At 68.4% G+C, this 20,300-nt stretch carries 19 protein-coding genes and 3 pseudogenes; 10 read left to right on the top strand and 12 right to left on the bottom strand.

The genetic code is table 11. The annotated features are described in order from the left end of the window. The first annotated feature begins 174 nt into the window (after positions 1–174). Positions 175–1,182: a D-cysteine desulfhydrase gene (locus tag ACGH7X_RS41050; RefSeq protein ID WP_399896269.1), complete on the top strand. Its 1,008-nt coding sequence runs from the start codon at positions 175–177 to the stop codon at positions 1,180–1,182. Beyond that, on the top strand, positions 1,179–1,916 hold the full coding sequence (locus ACGH7X_RS41045; RefSeq protein ID WP_399896266.1) for an aspartate/glutamate racemase family protein: 738 nt from the start codon (positions 1,179–1,181) through the stop codon (positions 1,914–1,916). The genes ACGH7X_RS41050 and ACGH7X_RS41045 overlap by 4 nt, the downstream gene beginning before the upstream one ends. A gap of 86 nt (positions 1,917–2,002) precedes the next feature. Here the strand turns inward: ACGH7X_RS41045 and ACGH7X_RS41040 are convergent, their stop codons facing one another. Both ACGH7X_RS41040 and ACGH7X_RS41035 read right to left on the bottom strand, forming a co-directional pair. Next, complete coding sequence (locus tag ACGH7X_RS41040; RefSeq protein ID WP_399896263.1) at positions 2,003–2,908, bottom strand: LysR family transcriptional regulator; 906 nt, start codon at positions 2,906–2,908, stop codon at positions 2,003–2,005. Between the two features lie 48 nt (positions 2,909–2,956). Next, positions 2,957–3,871 carry an alpha/beta hydrolase gene (locus ACGH7X_RS41035; protein WP_399896260.1) on the bottom strand — a complete coding sequence of 305 codons (915 nt, stop codon included), beginning with the start codon at positions 3,869–3,871 and terminating at the stop codon, positions 2,957–2,959. A 106-nt stretch (positions 3,872–3,977) separates the two neighbouring features. On the opposite strand from ACGH7X_RS41035, the gene ACGH7X_RS41030 reads away from it, so the two are divergent. Next, on the top strand, positions 3,978–4,412 hold the full coding sequence (locus tag ACGH7X_RS41030) for a MarR family winged helix-turn-helix transcriptional regulator (RefSeq protein ID WP_399896257.1): 435 nt from the start codon (positions 3,978–3,980) through the stop codon (positions 4,410–4,412). 75 nt (positions 4,413–4,487) lie between these two features. Here ACGH7X_RS41030 and ACGH7X_RS41025 read toward each other — a convergent pair. After that, positions 4,488–5,282: pseudogene (locus ACGH7X_RS41025) on the bottom strand (helix-turn-helix domain-containing protein); the annotation flags it as partial. A gap of 226 nt (positions 5,283–5,508) precedes the next feature. Between ACGH7X_RS41025 and ACGH7X_RS41020 the strand changes: the two are divergent. Continuing rightward, positions 5,509–6,075, top strand: a complete 567-nt coding sequence (locus ACGH7X_RS41020) for a sigma-70 family RNA polymerase sigma factor (protein WP_399896256.1) — start codon at positions 5,509–5,511, stop codon at positions 6,073–6,075. A gap of 299 nt (positions 6,076–6,374) precedes the next feature. Here the strand turns inward: ACGH7X_RS41020 and ACGH7X_RS41015 are convergent, their stop codons facing one another. Together ACGH7X_RS41015 and ACGH7X_RS41010 are read right to left on the bottom strand one after the other, a co-directional pair. After that, positions 6,375–6,734, bottom strand: a complete 360-nt coding sequence (locus ACGH7X_RS41015; RefSeq protein WP_399896253.1) for a DoxX family protein — start codon at positions 6,732–6,734, stop codon at positions 6,375–6,377. Positions 6,735–6,855: 121 nt separating this feature from the next. After that, on the bottom strand, positions 6,856–7,983 hold the full coding sequence (locus ACGH7X_RS41010; protein WP_399896250.1) for a YeiH family protein: 1,128 nt from the start codon (positions 7,981–7,983) through the stop codon (positions 6,856–6,858). Positions 7,984–8,102: 119 nt separating this feature from the next. Between ACGH7X_RS41010 and ACGH7X_RS41005 the strand changes: the two genes are divergently transcribed. Next, positions 8,103–9,005 carry a LysR family transcriptional regulator gene (locus ACGH7X_RS41005; RefSeq protein WP_399896247.1) on the top strand — a complete coding sequence of 301 codons (903 nt, stop codon included), beginning with the start codon at positions 8,103–8,105 and terminating at the stop codon, positions 9,003–9,005. A 156-nt stretch (positions 9,006–9,161) separates the two neighbouring features. On the opposite strand, the gene ACGH7X_RS41000 is transcribed toward ACGH7X_RS41005, so the two are convergent. Genes ACGH7X_RS41000 through ACGH7X_RS40990 form a run of 3 tightly spaced genes read right to left on the bottom strand, consistent with a single transcriptional unit; the run spans position 9,162 to position 12,081 of the window. Further along, positions 9,162–9,563 carry a DUF6009 family protein gene (locus tag ACGH7X_RS41000; RefSeq protein ID WP_164386892.1) on the bottom strand — a complete coding sequence of 134 codons (402 nt, stop codon included), beginning with the start codon at positions 9,561–9,563 and terminating at the stop codon, positions 9,162–9,164. Continuing rightward, a complete protein-coding gene (locus ACGH7X_RS40995) occupies positions 9,560–11,083 on the bottom strand; it encodes a phage/plasmid primase, P4 family (protein ID WP_399896244.1) in 1,524 nt (507 codons plus the stop codon). The genes ACGH7X_RS41000 and ACGH7X_RS40995 overlap by 4 nt, the downstream gene beginning before the upstream one ends. Further along, positions 11,080–12,081: a bifunctional DNA primase/polymerase gene (locus ACGH7X_RS40990; RefSeq protein ID WP_399897710.1), complete on the bottom strand. Its 1,002-nt coding sequence runs from the start codon at positions 12,079–12,081 to the stop codon at positions 11,080–11,082. Before ACGH7X_RS40990 ends, ACGH7X_RS40995 begins: the two co-directional genes overlap by 4 nt. 671 nt (positions 12,082–12,752) lie before the next feature. Between ACGH7X_RS40990 and ACGH7X_RS40985 the strand changes: the two genes are divergently transcribed. Continuing rightward, positions 12,753–14,351 (top strand): ABC transporter substrate-binding protein, encoded by a 1,599-nt coding sequence (locus ACGH7X_RS40985; RefSeq protein ID WP_399896241.1) that lies wholly within the window; start codon positions 12,753–12,755, stop codon positions 14,349–14,351. 369 nt (positions 14,352–14,720) lie between these two features. Here ACGH7X_RS40985 and ACGH7X_RS40980 read toward each other — a convergent pair whose 3' ends face one another. Beyond that, positions 14,721–15,572, bottom strand: a complete 852-nt coding sequence (locus ACGH7X_RS40980; protein ID WP_399897707.1) for an alpha/beta fold hydrolase — start codon at positions 15,570–15,572, stop codon at positions 14,721–14,723. A gap of 212 nt (positions 15,573–15,784) precedes the next feature. Between ACGH7X_RS40980 and ACGH7X_RS40975 the strand changes: the two genes are divergently transcribed. Beyond that, on the top strand, positions 15,785–16,069 hold the full coding sequence (locus tag ACGH7X_RS40975) for a transposase (RefSeq protein ID WP_399896238.1): 285 nt from the start codon (positions 15,785–15,787) through the stop codon (positions 16,067–16,069). Next, a pseudogene (locus tag ACGH7X_RS40970) lies at positions 16,044–16,175 on the top strand (IS3 family transposase); the annotation flags it as partial. The gene ACGH7X_RS40975 and the pseudogene ACGH7X_RS40970, both read left to right, overlap by 26 nt. Before the next feature lie 183 nt (positions 16,176–16,358). Here ACGH7X_RS40970 and ACGH7X_RS40965 read toward each other — a convergent pair. From ACGH7X_RS40965 to ACGH7X_RS40955, 3 genes and pseudogenes are all read right to left on the bottom strand, one after another. Then, positions 16,359–16,550, bottom strand: a pseudogene (locus ACGH7X_RS40965) (hypothetical protein); the annotation flags it as partial. Further along, positions 16,498–16,872: a hypothetical protein gene (locus ACGH7X_RS40960; RefSeq protein WP_399896235.1), complete on the bottom strand. Its 375-nt coding sequence runs from the start codon at positions 16,870–16,872 to the stop codon at positions 16,498–16,500. The pseudogene ACGH7X_RS40965 and the gene ACGH7X_RS40960, both read right to left, overlap by 53 nt. 180 nt (positions 16,873–17,052) lie before the next feature. After that, a complete protein-coding gene (locus tag ACGH7X_RS40955; RefSeq protein WP_399896232.1) occupies positions 17,053–17,358 on the bottom strand; it encodes a hypothetical protein in 306 nt (101 codons plus the stop codon). Positions 17,359–18,448: 1,090 nt separating this feature from the next. On the opposite strand from ACGH7X_RS40955, the gene ACGH7X_RS40950 reads away from it, so the two are divergent. Further along, complete coding sequence (locus tag ACGH7X_RS40950) at positions 18,449–18,772, top strand: hypothetical protein (RefSeq protein WP_399896229.1); 324 nt, start codon at positions 18,449–18,451, stop codon at positions 18,770–18,772. Between the two features lie 98 nt (positions 18,773–18,870). Beyond that, the gene (locus ACGH7X_RS40945) at positions 18,871–19,986 is read left to right on the top strand and encodes a tetratricopeptide repeat protein (RefSeq protein WP_399896226.1); all 1,116 of its coding nucleotides are present in this window, start codon (positions 18,871–18,873) and stop codon (positions 19,984–19,986) included. Positions 19,987–20,300 lie beyond the last annotated feature (314 nt).

Raw genomic sequence — 20,300 nt, 5'->3', positions numbered from 1 at the left:
CTTTCCCTTGCCGGTGAGGAGACATTTGGCGGGATCGCACCCCTCAGGTCAAGAAGGAGGAACGTGTCATGCGTCCTGTGCATGGCCGTCGCCGAAACAGACATTGGACAGCGGATCACCCGGCGGCTTAACTGTTGCCACATTCTCCCGAGGTCACCTGTAGAGGAGCATTCCATGGTCCAGACGGCACGTTTCGCACGGTTTCCTCTGGGACAGTTCCCGACCGCCCTCGAACCGATGGAGAGGCTGACCGACCATCTGCGGCAGAGCCATGCCTCGGTGCCCAACCTGTGGATCAAGCGCGACGACTGCACGGGGCTCGCGACCGGTGGCAACAAGACCCGGAAGCTGGAGTTCCTGGTCGGTGAGGCCATTCAGCAGGGCGCCGACGTCCTCATCACCCAGGGCGCGACCCAGTCCAACCACGCCCGGCAGACCGCCGCGGCGGCCGTCCGCGCCGGCATGGAGTGCAAGCTGTTCCTCGAGAAGCGCCAGACGCGGGACGAGGAGTACGAACTCTCCGGCAACGTGCTCCTGGACGAACTGCTCGGGGCGGAGGTCGTGGACCGCGTGCCGGCCGGGACCGACATGCAGGAGGCCATGGAGATGCTGGCCGACGAACTGCGTGGGCAGGGCAGGCGCCCGTACGTGATTCCCGGCGGCGGTTCCAATCCGCTGGGCGCGGTGGGCTACGTCCTGTGCGCCCAGGAACTGGAGGCCGCCCCCGTACCCGTCGACTGGGTCGTGCACGGCACCGGCAGCACGGGCACCCAGGCCGGCCTCGTCGCCGGGCTGCGGGCGATGACCAGCCCGGCGAAGGTGCTCGGCATCAGTGTGCGGCAGCCGGAGGAGAAGCAGATCTCCACCGTCCTGGGTCTGGCGGAACGCACCGCGGCTCTGATCGGGGCCGAGGGCGCGGTCACCCGGGACGACGTCCTGGTCGACGACCGCTGGGTCGGCGGCGGCTACGGCGTGCCGACGGACTCCATGATCGAGGCGGTCCGCCTCGTCGCCTCCACCGAGGGTGTCCTGCTCGACCCCGTCTACTCGGGCAAGGGATTCGCGGGCCTGCTGGGCAACATAGCCGAGGGCCGCTTCGCCACCGACGACAACGTCGTCTTCCTGCACACCGGCGGGAGCGCGGCGCTGTTCGGCTACCGGTCCACGTTCCAGACGCCATGAGCGGGCCCGACCACCTGGTGGGCATCCTCGGCGGCATGGGGCCGGCCGCCACCGCCGAGTTCTACACCAAGCTGATCCGGCGCACGCCGGTCACCCGCGACCAGGACCATCTCCGGGTCGCGATCTGGGCCGACCCGACCGTCCCCGACCGGGTGGGGGCCGTGCTCGGCGGCACCACCGACCCCTACCCGGCCATGCTGGAAGGTGCGCGGCGGCTGCGCGACCTCGGCACGACCGTCGCCGTGATGCCGTGTCACACCGCGCACGTCTTCCTGCCCGCCCTCGTCAGGGACTCGGGGCTGCGGTTCCTGGACATGGTCGCCGAGACGATGGCCGCACTGGAGCGGCGGGAGGGCACGGCGGGCCGGGTCGGCCTGCTCGGCACGCGCGCCACGCTGGCCTCGGGCCTCTACCAGGACCGGTTGCGCGAGGAACGCTTCGACGTCGTGCTGCCGGAGGAACCGACGCAGTGGCAGGTCGACCTCGCGATCAGGAAGGTCAAGCAGGGCAACCCGGAGGAGGCCGGCCAGCACCTCGACAACGCGGTGCGCGCGATGGCCCGCACCGACGCGAACCTGATCGTCCTGGCCTGCACCGAACTCCCCCTGGCGGCACGGCACCTGACCGCGGTGGGCCACAGCGAGCTCCTCGACCCCACCGATGTGCTGGCCGACGCGGTGATCCGGGAGTGCGGCGGCCTTCCGCCCGCGACCGGTCGGCGACGGGCCGGGTAGAGGCCGGGATCCCGACCGGGACGGGGGCCGGCCGGGAGGGACCTGCCGGGACCTGTACGGTGACCTGACACACCGACAGGTCCCGGTCAGGTATCGGTCATCGCCAGTTCGGCGGCCCGGTGCCAGATGGCCGCCGCACGCGAGGGCACCTTGTCGCTCGGCACCCGGTACAGCCGGATCTCGAGCCTCGCCGTCAGCGACGGGTCGCCGGTCTGCCGCAGGGCACCGGCGGCCAGCTCGGCGCTCACCAGCCTTTCAGGCAGCCAGCCCACACCCAGACCCGCGCCGATCAGCGCCGCGAGTCCGGAGGTGAAGTCGCTCTGCGCGACGGGTGTGAGGTGCAGGTCCCGGTCCGCCAGGACACGCTCGGTCACCCGGCCGAGGAAGGCTCCCTGGCTGTGCGTGACCACCGGGACGGGACGGGCCGCGGTGCCGGGCAGCGAGAAGCCGGGCTGTCCGCCCCGCACCGAGGTGTACGGGGCGAGCACGTCGTCCGCCAGTACCATCCACTCGACGTCGGCGACCGGGATGCTCAGTGGAAGCGACGGATCCGCGTAGGCGAGCAGCAGGTCGCAGCCACCGTGGAACAGCGCGTCGTAGGCGTCGAGCGTGTTGGACGGCAGCAGGACGCACGGCACGGGCCCCTGTTCACCGCAGCGCGCCCACCACCGGGCGAAGAACGTCGTCGCCAGCGTGTGGGTGACCGCGACCCGCACGGCGCCCCGCGGTGCCCGTTGCCGACCGCGGATCTCGTCACGGACCGCGCCGATGGCCGCCACGGTCTCGATCGCCCCGGCCCGGACCTTGACCCCGGCCGGAGTCAGGCTCACCGGGTACGTCGAGCGGTCCACCAGCGGCTCGCCGAACCAGATCTCCAGCGCGCGGATCCGGCGGCTGAAAGCGGGCTGGCTCACGTGCTGCGCCTCCGCGGCGCGCGTGAAGCTGCCGTGCTCGACGAGTGCGAGGAAGCTTTCCAGCCAGCCGATGTCCACGAACGGAGTCTAGTGCTGTGACCGCATAGGTTCGCCGGTTCGCATGCCTTACAGGTTGTTCGCATAGAAGCTGACGAGTCGTTCGACGGCGACGTCGACGTATTCGGGTTCGTCGTACATCTCGTAGTGGCCGGCGCCGTCGATCACCAGGAGGTCGACGGGGTTGGGGGCCAGCTTCCACAGCTGCATGCCGGTGTCGTAGGAGCCGGTGTTGCCGATGCGTCCGGCGAGGATGACCTGGAGTGGTTGGGTCATGAGCTGATCGGCCAGGTGGAACGCGTCGTAGCCCAGCAGGTGGGAGTCGCTGCGCAAGAGGCGCCGGTTCGTGGAGTGTTCGTTGCCGCCGCGCTCGGTGCGGTAGTAGGTGATGGCCTGAGTGGTGTCGATGTCGGTCAGGCCCGCTGCCGTGGCGTCCTCGAGGGTGTCGGGCAGCCAGTTTACGCGGGTCGTCTCGCCGGAGCGGGCCTCTTCGGTGCGTGCGTCCGCGAGGGCGTCGAGTGCTGCGGCCGGACCGTCGGGCTGGAAGCTGCGGAATGAGGCGCCGATGTTGACGGGGACGACCGTGCCGACCGCGTTGATGCGGTGGTCCGTGCGGGCGGTGTGCACGGCGTAGCCTCCACCGGCGCAGATGCCGAGGACGCCGATGCGCTGCGGGTCGATGCCGGGGGTCGTGGTGAGCACGTCGATGGCGTAGGAGATGTCCTCACCTCGGCGGTAGGGGTCTTCGAGGTCGCGGGGCTCGCCCTCGCTCTGGCCTTGATGGGCGGGGTCGAGGACGAGCGCCGCGATGCCGCGGGCGGCGAGACGGGAGGCGTAGTTGGCGCCGATCTGCTCCTTCACGCTGCTGCCTGGGGTGGAGAGCACCACGGCGCGCAGCGGTGCTCTGCTGCCGGCGTTGTCGGGCAGGTGGAGGTCCGCGGCGAGGTCGATGGGATCACGCGGGATCGTGAGGTGCTGAAGCATGCCTGGCTTCCTTCGTGAGATTGTTGTTCCATAGGAGTCCAGTACAAAACAATATCTTGTACGATCTAAAACTAATACGAAACTGTATCATCTGGATGGAGGGTCGATGTCAGTCGACGGGGCGCAGCTGTGGACGCTGAACCAGCGGCTGCTGGCTGTTGTGATGGATGCCTGCACGGGGGAGCTGGCCGAGCTCGGGTTGGAGACGAAGGAGTTTTTCGTCCTGGCCGAGGTGGAGGCATCGCCATACCCGGCTGAGATCGCGACTGCGCTGCTGCTGCCCAAGGCGAGCGTGACGGTCTACGTTCGCAACCTCGTCGCCAAGGGCTTTGTCCGCCGCGAGATCGACGAGGCGGACTTGCGGCGTCATCGGCTCGTGCTGACCGCTGAGGGCACGCAAGCACGCGATCGAGCACTTGCAGCTCTCGCGGCGGAGTACGACCGCAGGTTGGCGAGGGTCACCCCCAGGGACCGCGTTGAGCTGCAACGTATCCTCAAAGCGATGCTCGCCTCGCCCGCGTCAGGCCGTATGCGCGAGTGATTCGTCTGTCCAGTGCTCTACTGCACGTTCGGGCCGCGACCGCATGGATTCGTCAGATCGTTCAGGTTGCGACGGCAAGGGACGTCCGCCCCAGCGGATGCCCTTCTCGCTTCGGACGCGAGCACGTTCGCGACGCTGCGCCGCGAGGAGGTCGGGGTGGCGGGTGTTGGTGTTTCGCCAGCGCGGGTAGGCGTGCAGGGCCCGGGTTTGCACGCTGTGGTTGCGGCGGTTGACGCCCCACAGCCGGTCGTCGCCGACGGAATGGCAGCCGTGGAAGTACCGCACCCCGTGGGTGCGGTGGTAGGTCGCGGGATGGCGCTCGGGGTGACCGGCGGGAGCCCAGCCGGCCCCGGCGGTGGGGCGGATGCCGAGCGTCACGCTCGGGGGCGGGCGACTCCTTCCAGGTTTTGGTGCGCTGGAAGGTGATGCCGCTGCGGGCGAGCAGGCACCGTAATGCCTCGCGGCCGATCCGGATCGCACGGCCGTGCACCTTCCGCAGGTAGGCGGCGAGTTTACGGATCGACCAGCGGGTGAAGGGCTGGCCGAGTTTGGTCGGGCGGGTGGTGGCCGTCTGGACGACGAAGTCCTCGTCGTCAGGACTGAGCAGGCGGGGACGGCCTCCCGCCCAGCGAGGGTCCAGGCCGGCCAGGACGATCTCGTTGAACCGGTGGATCACGTCGCGGACGGTGTCCTCGTCAGCCTGAACCAGCTTCGCGATCACCGGGACCCGGATTCCGCCGGCCGAGGCCAACAGCATCATCGCGCGCCGGTATCGCACCGAGCTGGTGCTGCCCCGGTGCACGATCTGCTGCAGCTTCTGCCCCTCCTGTCCTGGTCGGTCAATCTGCGCACACGGACAGGCTCAGCCACCACACCCCCAACGGTTGGGTCGGACGTCTCCGTGACATCCAACCGCTGGAACCGCCGACCCGGCGAACCTTCCCGGTCAGAGCACTAGCGAGACCGTGTGCGGAAACCGGGGGCAAGCGAACGACAACGTTCGGCCAAGGACGTGCGATGAGTATTGGTTCCAATCTCCTGGTCCGGGACGGGAGTGACCCCCACACGACCGGCGGCACAAGATTGGGCACCACCCATGCACGGGATCACGGAGGCGGGGATCCGCCCCGTCCGACCCCGGCGTCCCACCCAGGACGCCGACCGCGACGGCTTCGTCCGGGGCGTCTACGACGAGTACGGCCCCTCGCTCCTGCGCTACGCGGCACGGCTGCTGGGAGGGGACTCGCACAAGGCGGAGGACATCCTCCAGGAGACCGCCGCCCGCGCCTGGACGCACGCAGACGTGTTCCGCGGTCATGACCAGCACCTACGGGGGTGGCTGTTCACCGTGGTCAGGAACCTGGTCACCGACCATCACCGGGCCGCGGGACTCAGGCCCCTGAAACTGGTGCCCGCCGAGCAACTCGACGCCGTCTGGGAGCGTCCGGACCACGAGCTCACCCTCCACGTGGTGCACAACGCGGTGCTGGACCTCAACGAACAGCAGCGCACCGTGATCGGGCTCGTGTACTACCTGGAGTACACGGTGGACCAGGCCGCGGAGTACCTCGGCATCCCGTCCGGCACGGTCAAGAGCCGCGCCTTCTACGCCATACGGGCGCTGCGCAAGGCGCTCGAGGACCAGGGGGTGCTCGACGGCTGACGGCCCGATGCCCCACACGGTCAGAAATTTCCCTCCCGTCCGGTGAACCGAACCACTGACCAGGCCGTTGTGCCGGTTGTGGGAAGCCGGAAGCCGCACTTGCCTGTGGGGGCGGCGCTTCCGGCAGGTGACGCCACGCACGGTTCCCCGGCCGCGTGTGGCACGGCCCTGGCGGATTCCTTGCCGCATCCGCCAGGGCCGGGGGCCGGCTGAGCCGGCCGGTGGGAATGCCGGTGGTGCGGTGTTCGGGCCGGCTCAGCCAACACACCTTCCTGGCGTGTCGGCACACTGTCTTCGACTCAGCCGACGCTGGTCAACGGCAGACCAACGGCAACGCACAGCATGACCGCGGCCGTCACGGCGGGCGCCCACAGGCGAGGCCCCCGGTCCTCCTGGCCGTCGTGGTACAGGAAGGCCGCCGCGGTGAGCAGGAAGAGCCCCGCGGCAGCGACGGCACCGGCCGCCGTCAGATAGCGCGCCGTCAGCAGACCCGCGCCGCCCAGCAGTTCGAGAGCCCCGATGCCCTGGCACGCCGCCGGTGAGAAGCCGCACGCGGCGGCGGGGGTCCGCAGGGGTCCACGACCGGCGAGTTGCCCCGTGCCGCTCACCACGAACACTCCCCCGTAGAGCACGGTCACGGCCGTCAACGCGATATTCACTTGGCTGGTCTCCCTCTCGCGGCGATGACGGCCCGGGCAGCGGTGCAGTACTGTCCGGGCCGTCATCGCGTCAACGGTGGGAACCGTCCCCCGGTTCACACGGTTTTTGGAGACCTCCGCATCACATGGAGGATGTCAGGTACTGCAGCACAAGACTGGTGACCGAGACCACGACCCACAGGCACGCTCCCAGCAGCAGGGGTCTCGGTCCGGCACGGCGCAGTCCGCGCAGGTCGGTCGTCAGGCCGATCGCGGAGAGCGCCACCGTGATCATGAAGACGCACAGGGTGGTCAGGCCGGGGTGGGCTCGGGAGGGGATGAGTCCGAGGGTGTTGACCAGTGCGGTCAGCAGGAATCCGACGAGGAACCAGGGAACCAGCTTCAGGACGTTCAGACGCGGTCCGGGACCCGGGCCGCGGGTACCCGCGGCGCCGGTACCCGCGGCGAGGGCACGGCGCTTGGTCAGCGCGGCCAGCCACAGGCAGATGGGGATGATCAGGAGGGTCCGGGTGAGCTTGACGACGACCGCGTACTGTCCGGCCTCGTCGCCGTACGTCGCGGCGGCGGCGACGACCGAGGACGTGTCGTTGACCGCGGTTCCGGCGAAGAGCCCGAAGGCCTGCTGACTCATGTCCAGCAGATGACCCAGGACCGGGAAGACGAGCACCGCCGCGATGTTGAACAGGAAGATCGTCGACACCGCGTAGGCGACCTCGGCGCTCACGGCGCCGATGACCGGAGTAACCGCCGCGATGGCGGAAGCACCACAGATGCTGGTACCGACGCCGATCAGGGTGCGCAGGTCGCGTCCGATGCCCAACCTGCGGCCGACGAAGTACGCGGCGGCCAGACAGGCCACCAGCGAGCCCAGCATGACCGGCAGCGAACTCCCCCCGACCCGCACCACCTGAGTGAGCGAGAGCTGGCACCCCAGCAGGACGACCGACAGTTGCAGGACGAACTTGCTCGCCGTGGTGATACCCGGCCTGAGCCGTTCCGCCGGACGCCGCACGGCCGCCAGGACGACGCCGATGACGATGCCCGCGACCGGGCCCCCGACCAGGGGGAACCAGCCGCCCACCACGGTGGCCACGGCGGCGACGGCCACGGCGACGGCCAGGCCCGGCAGCCGGTCCACGAACCGCCGCGACCACGAGCCGCCGGGTTCCGGCACGGCCGGTGCACCGGTGGTCCGTTCCGTCGCCCTCCCGCTCCGGTCAGGGTCCGCACTGCCGCTGTCATCACTCATGGCGACACTGTGGGCAGCCCTCTGACCAGGCCGGTAGCCCTCTCATGGTGGGGAGGTCATAAACAAGGGGAATGACTGCGCGGGCTGACTCGCCGGTCAGCGGTTCCTACGCTTGCGGCATGAGTGGTCTGCCGGATGTGGAAGCGCTGCGACTGCTGGTGCTCGTCGGAGAACTGGGCAGCCTGGGCAAGGCCGCTGCCGAGCTCGGCATCGCCCAGCCGTCGGCGAGCAAGCGGGTGGCGACCCTGGAACGCAGGCTGGGTCTGGCGCTCATCGAACGTACCCGGCGCGGCTCGACCCTGACGACGGACGGTCAGGCGGTGGCCGGCCGGTCGCAGCGTGTTCTGGACGAACTCGCGGCGCTCATGGCCGACGTGGAGGCGCAGCGCGGCAGGCTCAACGGCACCCTGCGAGTGGCGGCCAGCATGACGGTGGCGGAATACCTGGTCCCACCCTGGATCGGCGAGCTGTGTCACGACCACCCGCATCTGCACGTCGGTCTTCAGGTCACCAACAGCGAGCAGGTCCCGGAGTTGCTCCGCAGCGGCGCGGTGGAGATCGGATTCATCGAGTCGCCCCATGTGCCCCGCGGGCTGACCTGCAAGACGGTGGCCACCGACCGGCTGATCGTCGTGGTGGCGCCCGCCCATCCCTGGGCCCGGCGCCGCCGACCTCTGATGGCGGCCGAACTCGCCGCCACTGCCCTGGTCGTCCGCGAACGCGGCTCGGGCACCCGGGTCGCTCTGGAGCAGGCCCTGCGCCGGGCCGGAGTGAAGGAGACCCGCCCACTGCTGGAACTGGGCTCGGCCGCGGCCGTGCGGGGGGCCGTGATCGCGGGCACCGCGCCGGCGGTCATCAGCGAACTCGCGGTGGGCACGGACCTCGCCGACGGCCGGCTCGTGCAGGTGGACGTCGACGGGGTCGAACTGCGGCGTGTGCTGCGGGCCGTGTGGCCCTCCGGCCGGTCTCTGATCGGCCCTGCCGCCGACCTGCTCGCCGTCGCGGCGCGGCGGCGGGCGTGAGCGGCGGCGTGACCGGGTACGGCCCGTCCGATCGGGACGAACCGTACCCGGGCGGCACAACCCCCTGGGGGGAGTAGGGGCATGCCACTGCGGGCGAACGCGACACCCACGGAAGGGGATACGCACCGCTGCCGCCAGGTGTTGAAGGCGACCGCCTCACAACGGCAGGGTTATGCCCAGCTCCCGCATCGCGATCGACGGGGGCCCGCCTTCCGAGCGCTCGGTCTTGTATCCCCTCACGCGGGCGTCGAGGGTGCGGGGATCGACGGCCTCGGCCGGTGCGCCCTTGGTGTACAGCCCCTCGGGCTCGGCGTCGCGGTCGTGGGGCAGCAGCCAGAACACCCGGCGCCGGAACGTGCCGGAGGAACGGGACGCCTTCGCCCTGGGGCTCAGCCGGGCGTATCCGACCATGCGTCCGTCACGGTGGTAGGCCGGTTTGCCGCCGCGGGTGGGCAGCCGGTCGAGACTCTGGCGAACGTAGTCGAGCGGTCCGATGTCCTCCAGCCACACCAGCTCGGTCTCATGGCTGATCTCGTCCTCAGTGATCAGGGAACTCACGCCGCCGCTTCCCCCTCTTCCTCGGTGAGCAGGCCAATACCCGGGTAGTGCTTGCGCTGGTTGGACAGGATCATCTCCTTCGGCGAAGCCAGCCCGACCAGTTCCCGAGTGCGGGTGGCGAACGCGCGTGAAGTCATCGCGGGCGCACCTTCACTCTGGCACCACACACGATACGCGGCGTAGAGAGCCGTCTGCTCGGCACGCAGTTCGCTGCCGAGGCGGCAGCACTCGTCGTAGAAGCGGCCGGCGTGGTCCTCGGTCTCGGCATAGGCCGTGGTGGCGATCCGGACCCGTTCGGGCCCGGTCAGGTCACGGTCGCCCGAGAGGTAGCGGCGGGCCCCGTCGATGAGCCACCCGAGAATGCCGGGGCCCTCCTCGGTGACGAGGATGTCGGCGAGATTGTCGATCTTCCGGTCGTCGGACACGGTGCGTTCGAAGGGGATCAGACGCATCCGGCGCCAGAACGCGAAGCCGCCGGTGCCCACTTCGGGACGGTGGTTGCCCAGCAGCCACAGCTTGTGCGTGGGCTGGAAGCTGAAGAAGTCCTGCCGCATGCGGCGGGCCTTGATGCGGTCTCCGCCGGTGAGCAGCTTGACCCGGGCCTCGTCGAACTTGTCGCCGTGCTTGACCTCGGAGCAGACGATGACGCGACGGCCGTGCAGCTCCGCGAGGTCCGTCGGGTGGCCCTCGTAGGGGCGGGCCATGAGGAAGCCGGGGGGAGCGGCGTCGGCGTAGTCGCCGAGGAGTTTCATCAGGACGTCCAGCAGGACGCTCTTGCCGTTCCTGCCGGAGCCGAAGAGGAACGGCAGGATCTGGCCGCCGACGTCTCCGGTGATGGAGTAGCCGAGCAGCAGTTGGAGGTAGGCGATCACTTCCCGGCCCTCGGCGTCGTCGCCGAAGGTGTCGGTCATGAAGCGGACCCAGCGCGGCGCGGGTCCGTGGTCGGGCCCGACGGACGTGGACCGGGAGTGGAAGTCCTTGTTCGGGTCGGGCTGCTTGACCAGGCCGGTACGCAGGTCGACGATGCCGTCGGGCGTGCACAGGGCGTAGGGGTCGGCGTCCAGCAGGGCGGCGTTCAGGACCATGCCCGGGGCCGACTTCGCCTGGGCGAGCATCGCGTTCATCCCCGTCGTGGACAGCGCCCGGCGGCGATGCGTCTGCAGGGCCTGGGCGGTGTGGATGCCGCGCGGGTCCTGGACGGTGATGGCCTCCGCGAGGTCACCGGCCGCCCAGAGCACGGTGTCGTCCTCGTCGATCTGCCAGCGCGTGGTGTCCCAGCGATACCAGCCGATCCCGGGGACGTGCCGGTAGTCGCGGCCGTAGAGCTTCACGAAGAGCTTGGCGTTGCCCCGGTCGGTGAGGGTGTCGGGCAGCAGTCCCGATGCCGTCGCCTCGCCGTACACGGCCGGCTGACCGCCGGACTGGACGGGCAGCGGCACCGCCTTGTCCTGCGAACGAATCTGCGCGGCGACGGCATCGGGGTCGAAGTCGAAGAGAACCTCGTTACGGGGCGATGTCATGGGCGCCTTCCCCGTGAGGGCAGTGGATGCTCGCGACCTGCCGACAGGCCGCTGCCGACGATTCCTTCCGCCCGGCGTTCCTGACCCGGGCGCGCGGCCGCGGCGCTCTCCCGCAGAACTCGTCGTGCGGCCTCTTCCTCGATCCTGCCCGCCGCGACGAGGCCGCCGAGCGTGTACGCGGCCCGGTTGAGAGCATCGGAGAAGCCCGCACCCTCGGAGACTCTGCCGCAGGCCTCGACCGGCGCCATGACGGCGGCGAGCACCCCCTGAGCGCCCGTGTGGGGGCCTCCCGCAGCGAGCACCGCCTGTTGGGCACGGAGCGGCACCGGCCGGGGTGCGGGGACGGCTGCCGCGGACAGGTGCCCGGTGCGCTCTAGTTCCTGCTCCAGCCAGACCGGGAGGACGGCGGGCTCGCGCACGTCTCCGACCGGGGTGTAGACACCGTCCCGGGTCCGGGTGCCCGGAGCGACGATGTAGCCGCCGTGAGCCCGTACGTCGACCTGCCAGGCGAGCGCACGGCCCGAACTCGACCCGGAAGAACAGTGCCAGCGCCGGTTGGCCGTGGCCCGGTACCAGACGTGGAGGCCGCCCGAAGGCGTGCATACGCGGAGCGTTGTGTCGTCGTCTGCGGGGCTGGGACAGCCGCGGAGGGCCGCGAGGACCGCCAGTGTGTGAAAGCCGTTCGCAAGCCCCGTCAGGTCCACGTGGTCCGCGATGGGAATGCCCGGCAGGATCCGGTCCCGGACCGGGGGTTGGGTGGGGTGCGCGTCGATGTCGATGACGACCAGGCGCGCGGGTCCGCATGCGATGCCGATACCCAGCCCGGGGCGACCACCCCACCACTCGGCGATGCGTCGTTGGTCGAGGGTCGCCGCGTGGAAGCCGTGACACCACCGGCCCTCGGCGTGGCAGGGACACTGCGCGGGCTGGTGGGAACCTTCGCGGCAGCGGGCGCAGTTGGCCACCGGGGTCTTGCACCCGGGAGCGAGCGGATGCACCGGCCAGCCACGACGAGCGAACCAACTCGCGGTCGTCAGCGCGTCCTTGGTGGCGGCGACGGAGCCCGATCGCTTGGCTTTGTTGGAGAAAACCCGCAGCTCAACGGACACGCACACCCCTTATAAGCGACCGAAGCGACTCAACGACAGACATAGCCTATCCAACGTGCCGCACAAGGTCGTGGAACGTGATCCCGTAACGCGCGGCCTGCCGGGGCAGACGTTCGAGCCACGGGCTCCCTCCAGCGACCGAAGGAACATCGACAGCGACTGAAGGCCGTTCAGTCACTCTCCACAGTCTCTTGAAAAACCCCAGGTCACAGACCCGCCAGAGCCAAAACAGCGACTGAAGCGACTGAAGACCTCTATATATGACGCACACACGCACACATGAGGACGTCATATACCCGTACCTTCAGTCGCTTCAGTCACTGCAAGCTTTCGACAACCCGCCTGACCTGCGCTTTTGCCTGAGCTGCCGCAGCGACTGAACAGTCGCTGAGTCGCTGTTCTTCGGTCGCTGCCCTGGCCGGCCTGTCTTTGAGGCCGCGTGACGAATCCGAACTGAACCAAACAGCCAGGAGCCACGTTCCAGTCCCTGCGCGCCTGTGCCCGTCTGCTGCCTGGCGTCCCGCCGTGACCGGCTCCGCCTTCGAAGGATTACTTCAACAGTGAACAGAAAATACCCAGTAGCCCTCTGTGCAAGCATCCTTACCGTGTCCGCGGCTACGGGTTGCGGAATTATTGGCAGTGAAAAAAACCGTGTCACGCTGGGTACCACGGACCAGCTCGAGTACAGCGCTGACGCCCCTGCCCCGCTGGACCCCGCGGCCGCATACGACCTGGGCGCATGGAACGTCATGCGCAACGTTTTCCAGACTCTGCTGAGGCCCCCGTTGATGGCCGGCGGAAAGCCGTCCCCCGAGGCGGCAGAGCAGTGCTACTTCGCCGACGGCGAAGAGACCGAATTTTCCTGCACTCTCCGTAACGGCCTTCAATTCTCTGACGGCGAACCGGTCACGTCCAAGGACGTCAAGTATTCCATAGAACGTGTGCTGCGGATCAAGTATGCCGGAGGGCCTTTCGGTCTCCTGGAAAACGTGTCGAGGGTGGAGGCCCGTGACGATCGGAACATTGTCTTCCACCTCAAGCGACCGGATGCCACCTTCCCCTACAAGCTGTCCACACCCGTCGCCAGTATTGTCAGCGACAAGTACTATCCGTCGTCCAGCGTACGGAAGGGTTTCGACGTCGACGGAACGGGCCCGTACACCATGAAGGTGAATTCAAAGGGCAAACGCGGAAAATCAGTCACATTCGACAAGAACCCCAAGTACAAGGGAACTCTCACTCTAAAGAACACAGGCATCGACCTGAAGATCTTCAAGAGTGCCGAAGACATGGGCAGGGCCCTCAAGAGGACCGAAATCGACGTGATCACCCGAGGGTTCACCTCCACTCAGGTGCGCGAACTGCAGTGGCGGGAGGACGACACCATCAACCTCTACAAGCTGCCGAGCCTCGAAACCCGCTATCTCGTCTTCAACTCCAAGAACCCGGCTGTCGCCAAGAGGTCCGTCCGGCAGGCGATGGCACAGCTGATCGACCGATCGAGCATCGTGCAGAAGGTCTACCCCGACACAGGGAAAGAGCTCCACTCCATCATCCCGGCGCACATGTTCGGGCACGTGAACTCGTTCTCCAACAAATACGGCGAACCGAATGTTGAGAAGGCCAGGAAGCTGCTGGCCGCCGACGGAGTGAAGACGCCGGTACGCCTCACCCTGAACTACACGATCGACCACTACGGGTCGGCCACCAGGCAGGAGTTCAACGAGATAGAGCGCCAACTGGACGCGTCGGGCCTGTTCGAGGTGAACGTCACGGGCACCGAGTGGTCCCGGTTCGGGACCGAGCGGCTGGGGAAGGACTACCCGGTGTACGGGATGGGATGGTTCCCCGACTATTCGGACGCCGACGGCTTTCTTTCGCCATTCCTCGGCAGGCGCAACGACTTCGAGAACGAACCGAGCCCGCGTGTACGCGACGTGCTCCTTCCCCGGGAGCAGCGGGAGAGCAACCGTGCTCGTGCGGTCGAGGACCTGGAGGCCATCCAGGATTCAGTCGCCGACGACGTCTGGTTCCTCCCTCTCTGGCAGGGAGTGCAGTACGTCGCCGCGCAGAACTACGTCACGGGAGTGGAGCTGGCCGTCAACAGTTCTTCGGAACTCCAACTGTGGGAGCTGCGACGGGGTCTGCCGTCCGAGTGAAGGGCCTCGCCCGAGCCATGCCGGGCGTCCCCCGCTGCGAGGACGGACCCGTCCAGCCCTCTCGCCATGCACAGGACAGCGACTGAAGCGACCGGAGTTTCCAAAAGGGACGAGGCCCGGCCCCGATGTATCGCCAGCAACCTCGGACTTCGGTCGCTTCGGTCGCTCCACCCTTCACACTGCTTCGCTGACCTGGCGTTTTCGTCTTTCCTGGCAGCGACTCACCCCTGCCGGAACGGTTGTCCAGCCGTCACCGGGACCGCCACCGAGGCAACGGCGTCGTTGCGAGCGACTGAAGCGACCGGATCGCAAGCCACCCCGGCAGTTGAGAACCCGGCTGCCACAGTAGAAGTCGTACGACCGCGCCGATCAGTTCCCCACGAGGTCGTACGGCTTCATGGCAGCGGCCGTGATGGCTTCGGCCAGAGCCACGGGCCGGGACAGGAATGGAGCGTGCGACGCCTCGAGTTCGGTGACCGTGGTCGGGGACACCGACACTGCGTCGATCTCCTTGACGAAGCGACGTTGCATCGCAGGGGGAATGGCGTTGTCCAGGGTGCAGACCACGTAGGCGTGCGGGATGCTGCCGTAGCGGTGCCCGGTGACCGTCAGAGTCTCGTTGAGGATCTGGAGGGGGGCGTCCGGACTCAGCAGATCGATCGCCGCGTCCGCCGTGCGATCGTCGACGTCGTTGTAGAAGGCTTCCTTGATCTCGGCGCGCCGCACAGGATCGCGCGGGTCGACGCGCAGGGCACCGACCCCCGCGGGGTCACCCACCACAAGCGACGACACGTGAGAGTCGGACATCTCCGGGCGTGTGTTGTACTCCCCCGCCGGCGTTCCGCTCACCGGGGCATACGCCGCCACGTAGACCAGGCCGCCCACGAGTTCCGGATCGAGTTCGGCAACCGCGGTAGCGACGGTTCCCCCCATGCTGTGCGCCACCAGAAGACACGGCCGGCCGCCGCCGATCATCCATATCCTGTCCAGGAGATCCACCGCCGCGGAGGAAGCGGTGACATGGGCCACCGGTGACGGCTCGACCTCGAAGGCCGTCCTGTCGAACGGGCGTGTGCCGTAGGCCCGTGGTGCGGGATTCCGCAGTCCGTGTCCGTCGAGATCGACCGCGACCGACGGGACCCCTCGGGCGGCCAACTGCTCGACCACTGGACTCCAGCACCAACTGCCGTGCCAGGAGCCGTGTATCAGGATGACAGGCATGGGGTTGCTCAACGTCTTTCCTCACTCGTGTCCGTCCGGGAGGGAGAGGAGGGCCGACACCTCGGCGGCCGCTCGGACACCGCGTGCTCAGCGCTTCGGGCGTGGTCGCGTGTCATTGGTAGGACGGTCCGCCTGCCGCGATTGTTCCTTCCGGGGTCGTGACCACGCACACATCCCGCACGCGATCTGGAGTCCAGGGGAAGCGATCCAAGGTGGCAAAGCGGAAGAACTTCCCTGAAGAGTTCAAGCGGGACGCGGTGGACCTGGTCCGTTCCTTGAGGGACCGAACACTCACCGACATCGCACGGAGCTTGGGCATTCATCCGGAGACGCTGCGGAACTGGGTCCGCGAGGACAAAGCCCGCACCCAGGACGCGGACGGCGGGGGTGATGCCGGTATGACCCCCGACGAGAAGGAAGAGCCCAAGCTGGGACCGGTCCGGGTACTGCACCTGGCACAGGAACAAGGAGGTGCGGGAGGAGAAGGCCGGCGTTGAGGAGGAGCTCGCGCATCGCATCCGGGAGATCCATACCGATTCGAGGGGCGTCTGCGGTGCCCTGCGGATCACCCGTGAACTGCGTCGCCGCGGGCAGGTCGTCAACCTTCACACCGTTGTCGGCCCGGGCGCCCTCGGGAAGCAGATCAGTCGCTCGCCGAAGGAGCGTGAAGGCATCGTCCATGAGGACCAAGGCTCAAGCGACGTCCTCGTTCAGGGCGGTGAGCCTTCAGCTCCCCCGTGTCCCCTCGATCTTCGCGGTCACCTGGACTGCAAAACGCGTTCGACACATCACACCGGTGGCTGCGGCGACGGCAAGGTTGGAGCGTTCCAGCCAGCGGCAGCGGCCCAGCGTGTGCACCAGGGCGGCTGCCCTGGCGGCGGGCGGCTCGATGACTGGGTCCGGCTGGCGTACGTCGAGACCGACGCTATCCGCGCAGGCGGGCCGCGATCCGGTCGGCCTCGTCGGCGTCCAGTGGATACGGGCTGCCGTACAGCAGCGCGCCGGTGACGACGGCGGGGCCGCTTACAGGTGAGTGGCCGTGCTCGGCTGCGAGCTGACTGGCCGCGGGATTGGGCCGGCCCGGCTGTGCCTGACCAGGGCTGACCTCGGCATGCCAGAGGGTCAAGTCGTCGCCGAGCTTCGTGGACCGGATGTTCTCGGAGCGAAGCAGTTTGGCGACCTCCTGGACGAGGTCCATTCCATACGAACCGGTGTGTATGCGGGTGATGCCGCTGTCCGTGACGGCAAGCAGTGCGGTTGTCGCGTTGCTGTCGGCTCTGTTGCGCCTGAAGAGTGCCATCCGGGGATGGTATTGGTGTGACCACTCCATCCGAAAGTGGTTGAGGCTGTCGGGGATCTCGGTCGAGACGGGACGCCCCCGGGCGGCGGCTGACACGGAGTCGGAAGGCACTGGTGCGGTGTCGGCGCAGACCGCATGTGTCCGGCCGGGAGCTCCCGGCCGGCTTGGAAACACGCGAAATCAGACGAGGCGCCTCTCCCACAGGTTCACGTCTCCGTCGCCCGCGTCGGTGCAGTAGAACCTGACCGAGCCATCGGGGTTACGCCCCTGCTCCGCATTGGAGCGAGCCGCGTCACTGTTGCAGATCGCCCATGGGTCTCCCAGCCCCGACCAATACTTCACGACGTGGATGTTGACGTATCCGCTGGCGCTCTCGGTGGTGACAGGTGAGGCGGAGGCGCTCCCCGCCCCTGCCGCCATGGCGGTTGCCGCGGCACCAGCGACAAACGCACCAGTCACCCAGCGCTTCACATCTCGTACGAGCATGTCAACTCCGTCCATTCAAAGGGAGGTTGTGATCACTGAAACTCTGATCGTTGATCAAGTGGGAAGTCAAGCAAACGAATTTCGGGCCGGCAGAGATCGATGACATTCCTCACACAGTATGAGATCCGTCCGATGGCACACTCAAAGAGTGGCGACGCGCGGCCAGCGCAGCACCTGTAGGGCGTCGACTGCCCAGGACCGCCAACCCATCTGTCGTCGCCGGCAAAGGTCTTGAGGTCCCTGCCAGGTCCCTGCCAGGTCCCACCGGCCTCGTGGCGCCGTCGTGGTTCCCGGTCGGCCGGCCCCCCACTGGGCCGCAAGCTCGCGCACGATACTCGCGGCCGGCGCTGCCCAGTTGAGCCTCGGCGGCACGCTGAGACAACGGGTCTTGGGCGACGAGTGAATTCCACGCGCTTTCGGGAGACGAACAAAAGTCGGTGTCCGGGCGGCGGATTGAATTCCCGCATCTGACTGATCGTGCCTCAGCCGGAAACCCCGCACACTCGTCGCCATGCTGCCTGCCGAACCGCCGACGCCCGCACCAGTGGCTAACCAGCCCGAACCAGGACTTGGTTCCCCGGATGAACCGGTGCCGGTCGGATCGCCGCCCGACCCGACGGCCTCCGCCACCACGGACAACGCGGGGCCCGGTGTCGACGACGTCGGCGAGTACGAACCGCTCTGGCTCGGAGATTCGTGCCGGAGATCCGTGGTCGAACTGCGGCGGTCGGTCCGGATGTGTGAGGGCGTCGAGCGAGCCGGGCCGCCGGCGGGTGCGCGCAGCCCTCGAAGACACCGGAAGCGCGGTCGAAATGCACTGCACGCCTGCATGCCTGCATGCCTGCATGCCTGCATGCCGAACCTCTCCCTTGTTCCCCGTCATCCCTCTCACGGAGAGTCATAGATGAGGCCAAGCGCAAGAACGCGCATCGGCAGACGCCGGGGCGCGGTGAGCGTCGGTCCGACCGTCTTCGGCATGCTCGTGTCGACGACGGCGACCCACGCCGCCGAGCCGGCCCGGCACGGGCCGTCTCCGCGTCCGGCGGATCCGTGCCGGTCACGCTGATCACCGGCGACAGGGTGCACGTCGGTGTCGACGACGACGGCAAGCCGGTGGTCCGGGACACCGAGAGCGCGGCGGCCCGACGGGCTGCCGGTCGTGTTCCACACCCTCACCCGCCAGGGCAAGTTGTACGTCGTGCCGGACGACGCCCTCGCGCTGGTCGGCAAAGGGCTGCTCGACTGGTCGCTCTTCGACCTGGGCCGGCTCGTGACGCTCGTCGCGGCGGGCCGGGGCGGCTCGGTGCCGACGCTCGTCACCTACACCGGCACGGTCGCGGCCGGCAAGACGCGGAAGGTCGCCGGGGCGTCCGGGGCGGGAGAGCGCTGCCGAGCGTCAACGGACGCTCGCTGAACGTTGCCGACGACGGACGATGGTGGCGGGAGGTCCGGGGCAAGACGGCCTCCACACCTGCCGCCGCCCGGTCCGCCGCCTCCCTCGCCGGCGTCGAAGTGGCCAAGGCTCGGCGCCATCTGCGCGCCCTGAGCTCGGCCAGTCTCCTCACGCGTGACGCCGACGGCGGCTACGTCCTGCACGACCTGGTCCGGGCCTACGCCGGCGAACTCGTCGAGCAGGAGCGGGACGACCGTCTCCTCGCCCAGACACGCCTGCTCGACTACCTGCGCCACAACGCCTACACGGCCGGCCGGGTCCTCGACACCCGGCCCGGCCGGGAGCCGGCCGACGTCCCGGCCCCCGGAGTGGCACGAGTCGTGGTGGACAGCCGCGAAGACGCACTCGACTGGTTCCGACGGGAGGAGCCCGCCGTCGTCGCCGCTCTGCGTTCTCTGGACGATCCTGGGCTGCTACGCCATCGCACGACCTTCCCGATCGACTGGGGCGCCTATTACGCGGTCCAGGGCCGTTGGACCGCCGAGATCGACGTCCTGCGTCTCGGCGTCGAAGCGTCCCTCAGGCTGGACGACCCGGTCGCCATCACGGACAACTGCGCGACCCTGGCGCGTGCGCTGGCCCAGACGGGCCAGATCGAGGAAGCCGATGTACAGATCGAGCTGATGCTCGGGCAACTGGACCGGATCGACCTGGCAACGCGGGGCACCGCCCAGCGGACCATCGGCTGGGTGCGCGGCCGCCAGGGACGGTACACCGAGGCCCTCCACCACGCGCGCGAGGCTCTGTCGATATTCCGTGCACTCGGGGACCGCAGCAGAGAAGCCCGCGAACACAATTCCGTCGGCTGGTATCTGGCTCTGAAGGGCGAGTACCGGGAGGCGATCACCGCGTGTGAGAGTGCCGTCCCACTGCTGCGAGAGGTCGGCAACCGCCGTAGTGAGGCGGCGACCTGGGACAGTATCGGCTACGCCACGCAGCGGCTTGGGGATCTCGACGCCGCTGTCGCCCACTACGAGAAGTCGATGCAGCTGTACGAAGAGGTCCTCGACGACTACAACCAGGCAGAGGTGCTCGACCACCTGGCATCGGCCCAGCTGGAACGGGGAGAAACCGAACAGGCACAGGCGAGCTGGCTGCGCGCCGGCGAGCTGTTCAGTGCCCACCACGCCGCCCGTGCCGCGGAGATGTGGGCCAAGGCCGATACGGCGTCCTAGTCCAGCCGAGACGATCTCCAACCACTCCGGCTCCACGGGAGGGCCGGATAGGGTGAGACGGCCAATCACGCCGCGTCGACTCCGGAGGTACCGTGGGGCCAGCCGAACCGGGTGCGATACGGGTGCCGGTCGGCGAGAACTCCCATCGGTGGACCAGTCGGCGGGCGTGTCGTCACGTGCTGCTGGTGGTCCACAACGTCACCTCCGCCGGACGGCTGCTTGACGTCCTCCCGCTGTTCCACAACGACTTCCGGGTACAGCTCCTGGTCACCTCGACGGGATCTTCCGTCTTCCAAGGGGGGATCGACGAGCTG

Source organism: Streptomyces sp. BBFR51 (genome assembly GCF_044591655.1).
GTDB lineage: Bacteria > Actinomycetota > Actinomycetes > Streptomycetales > Streptomycetaceae > Streptomyces.
Note: the sequence above shows the minus strand (reverse complement) of the source record. Positions and strands in the feature narration are given on the sequence as shown.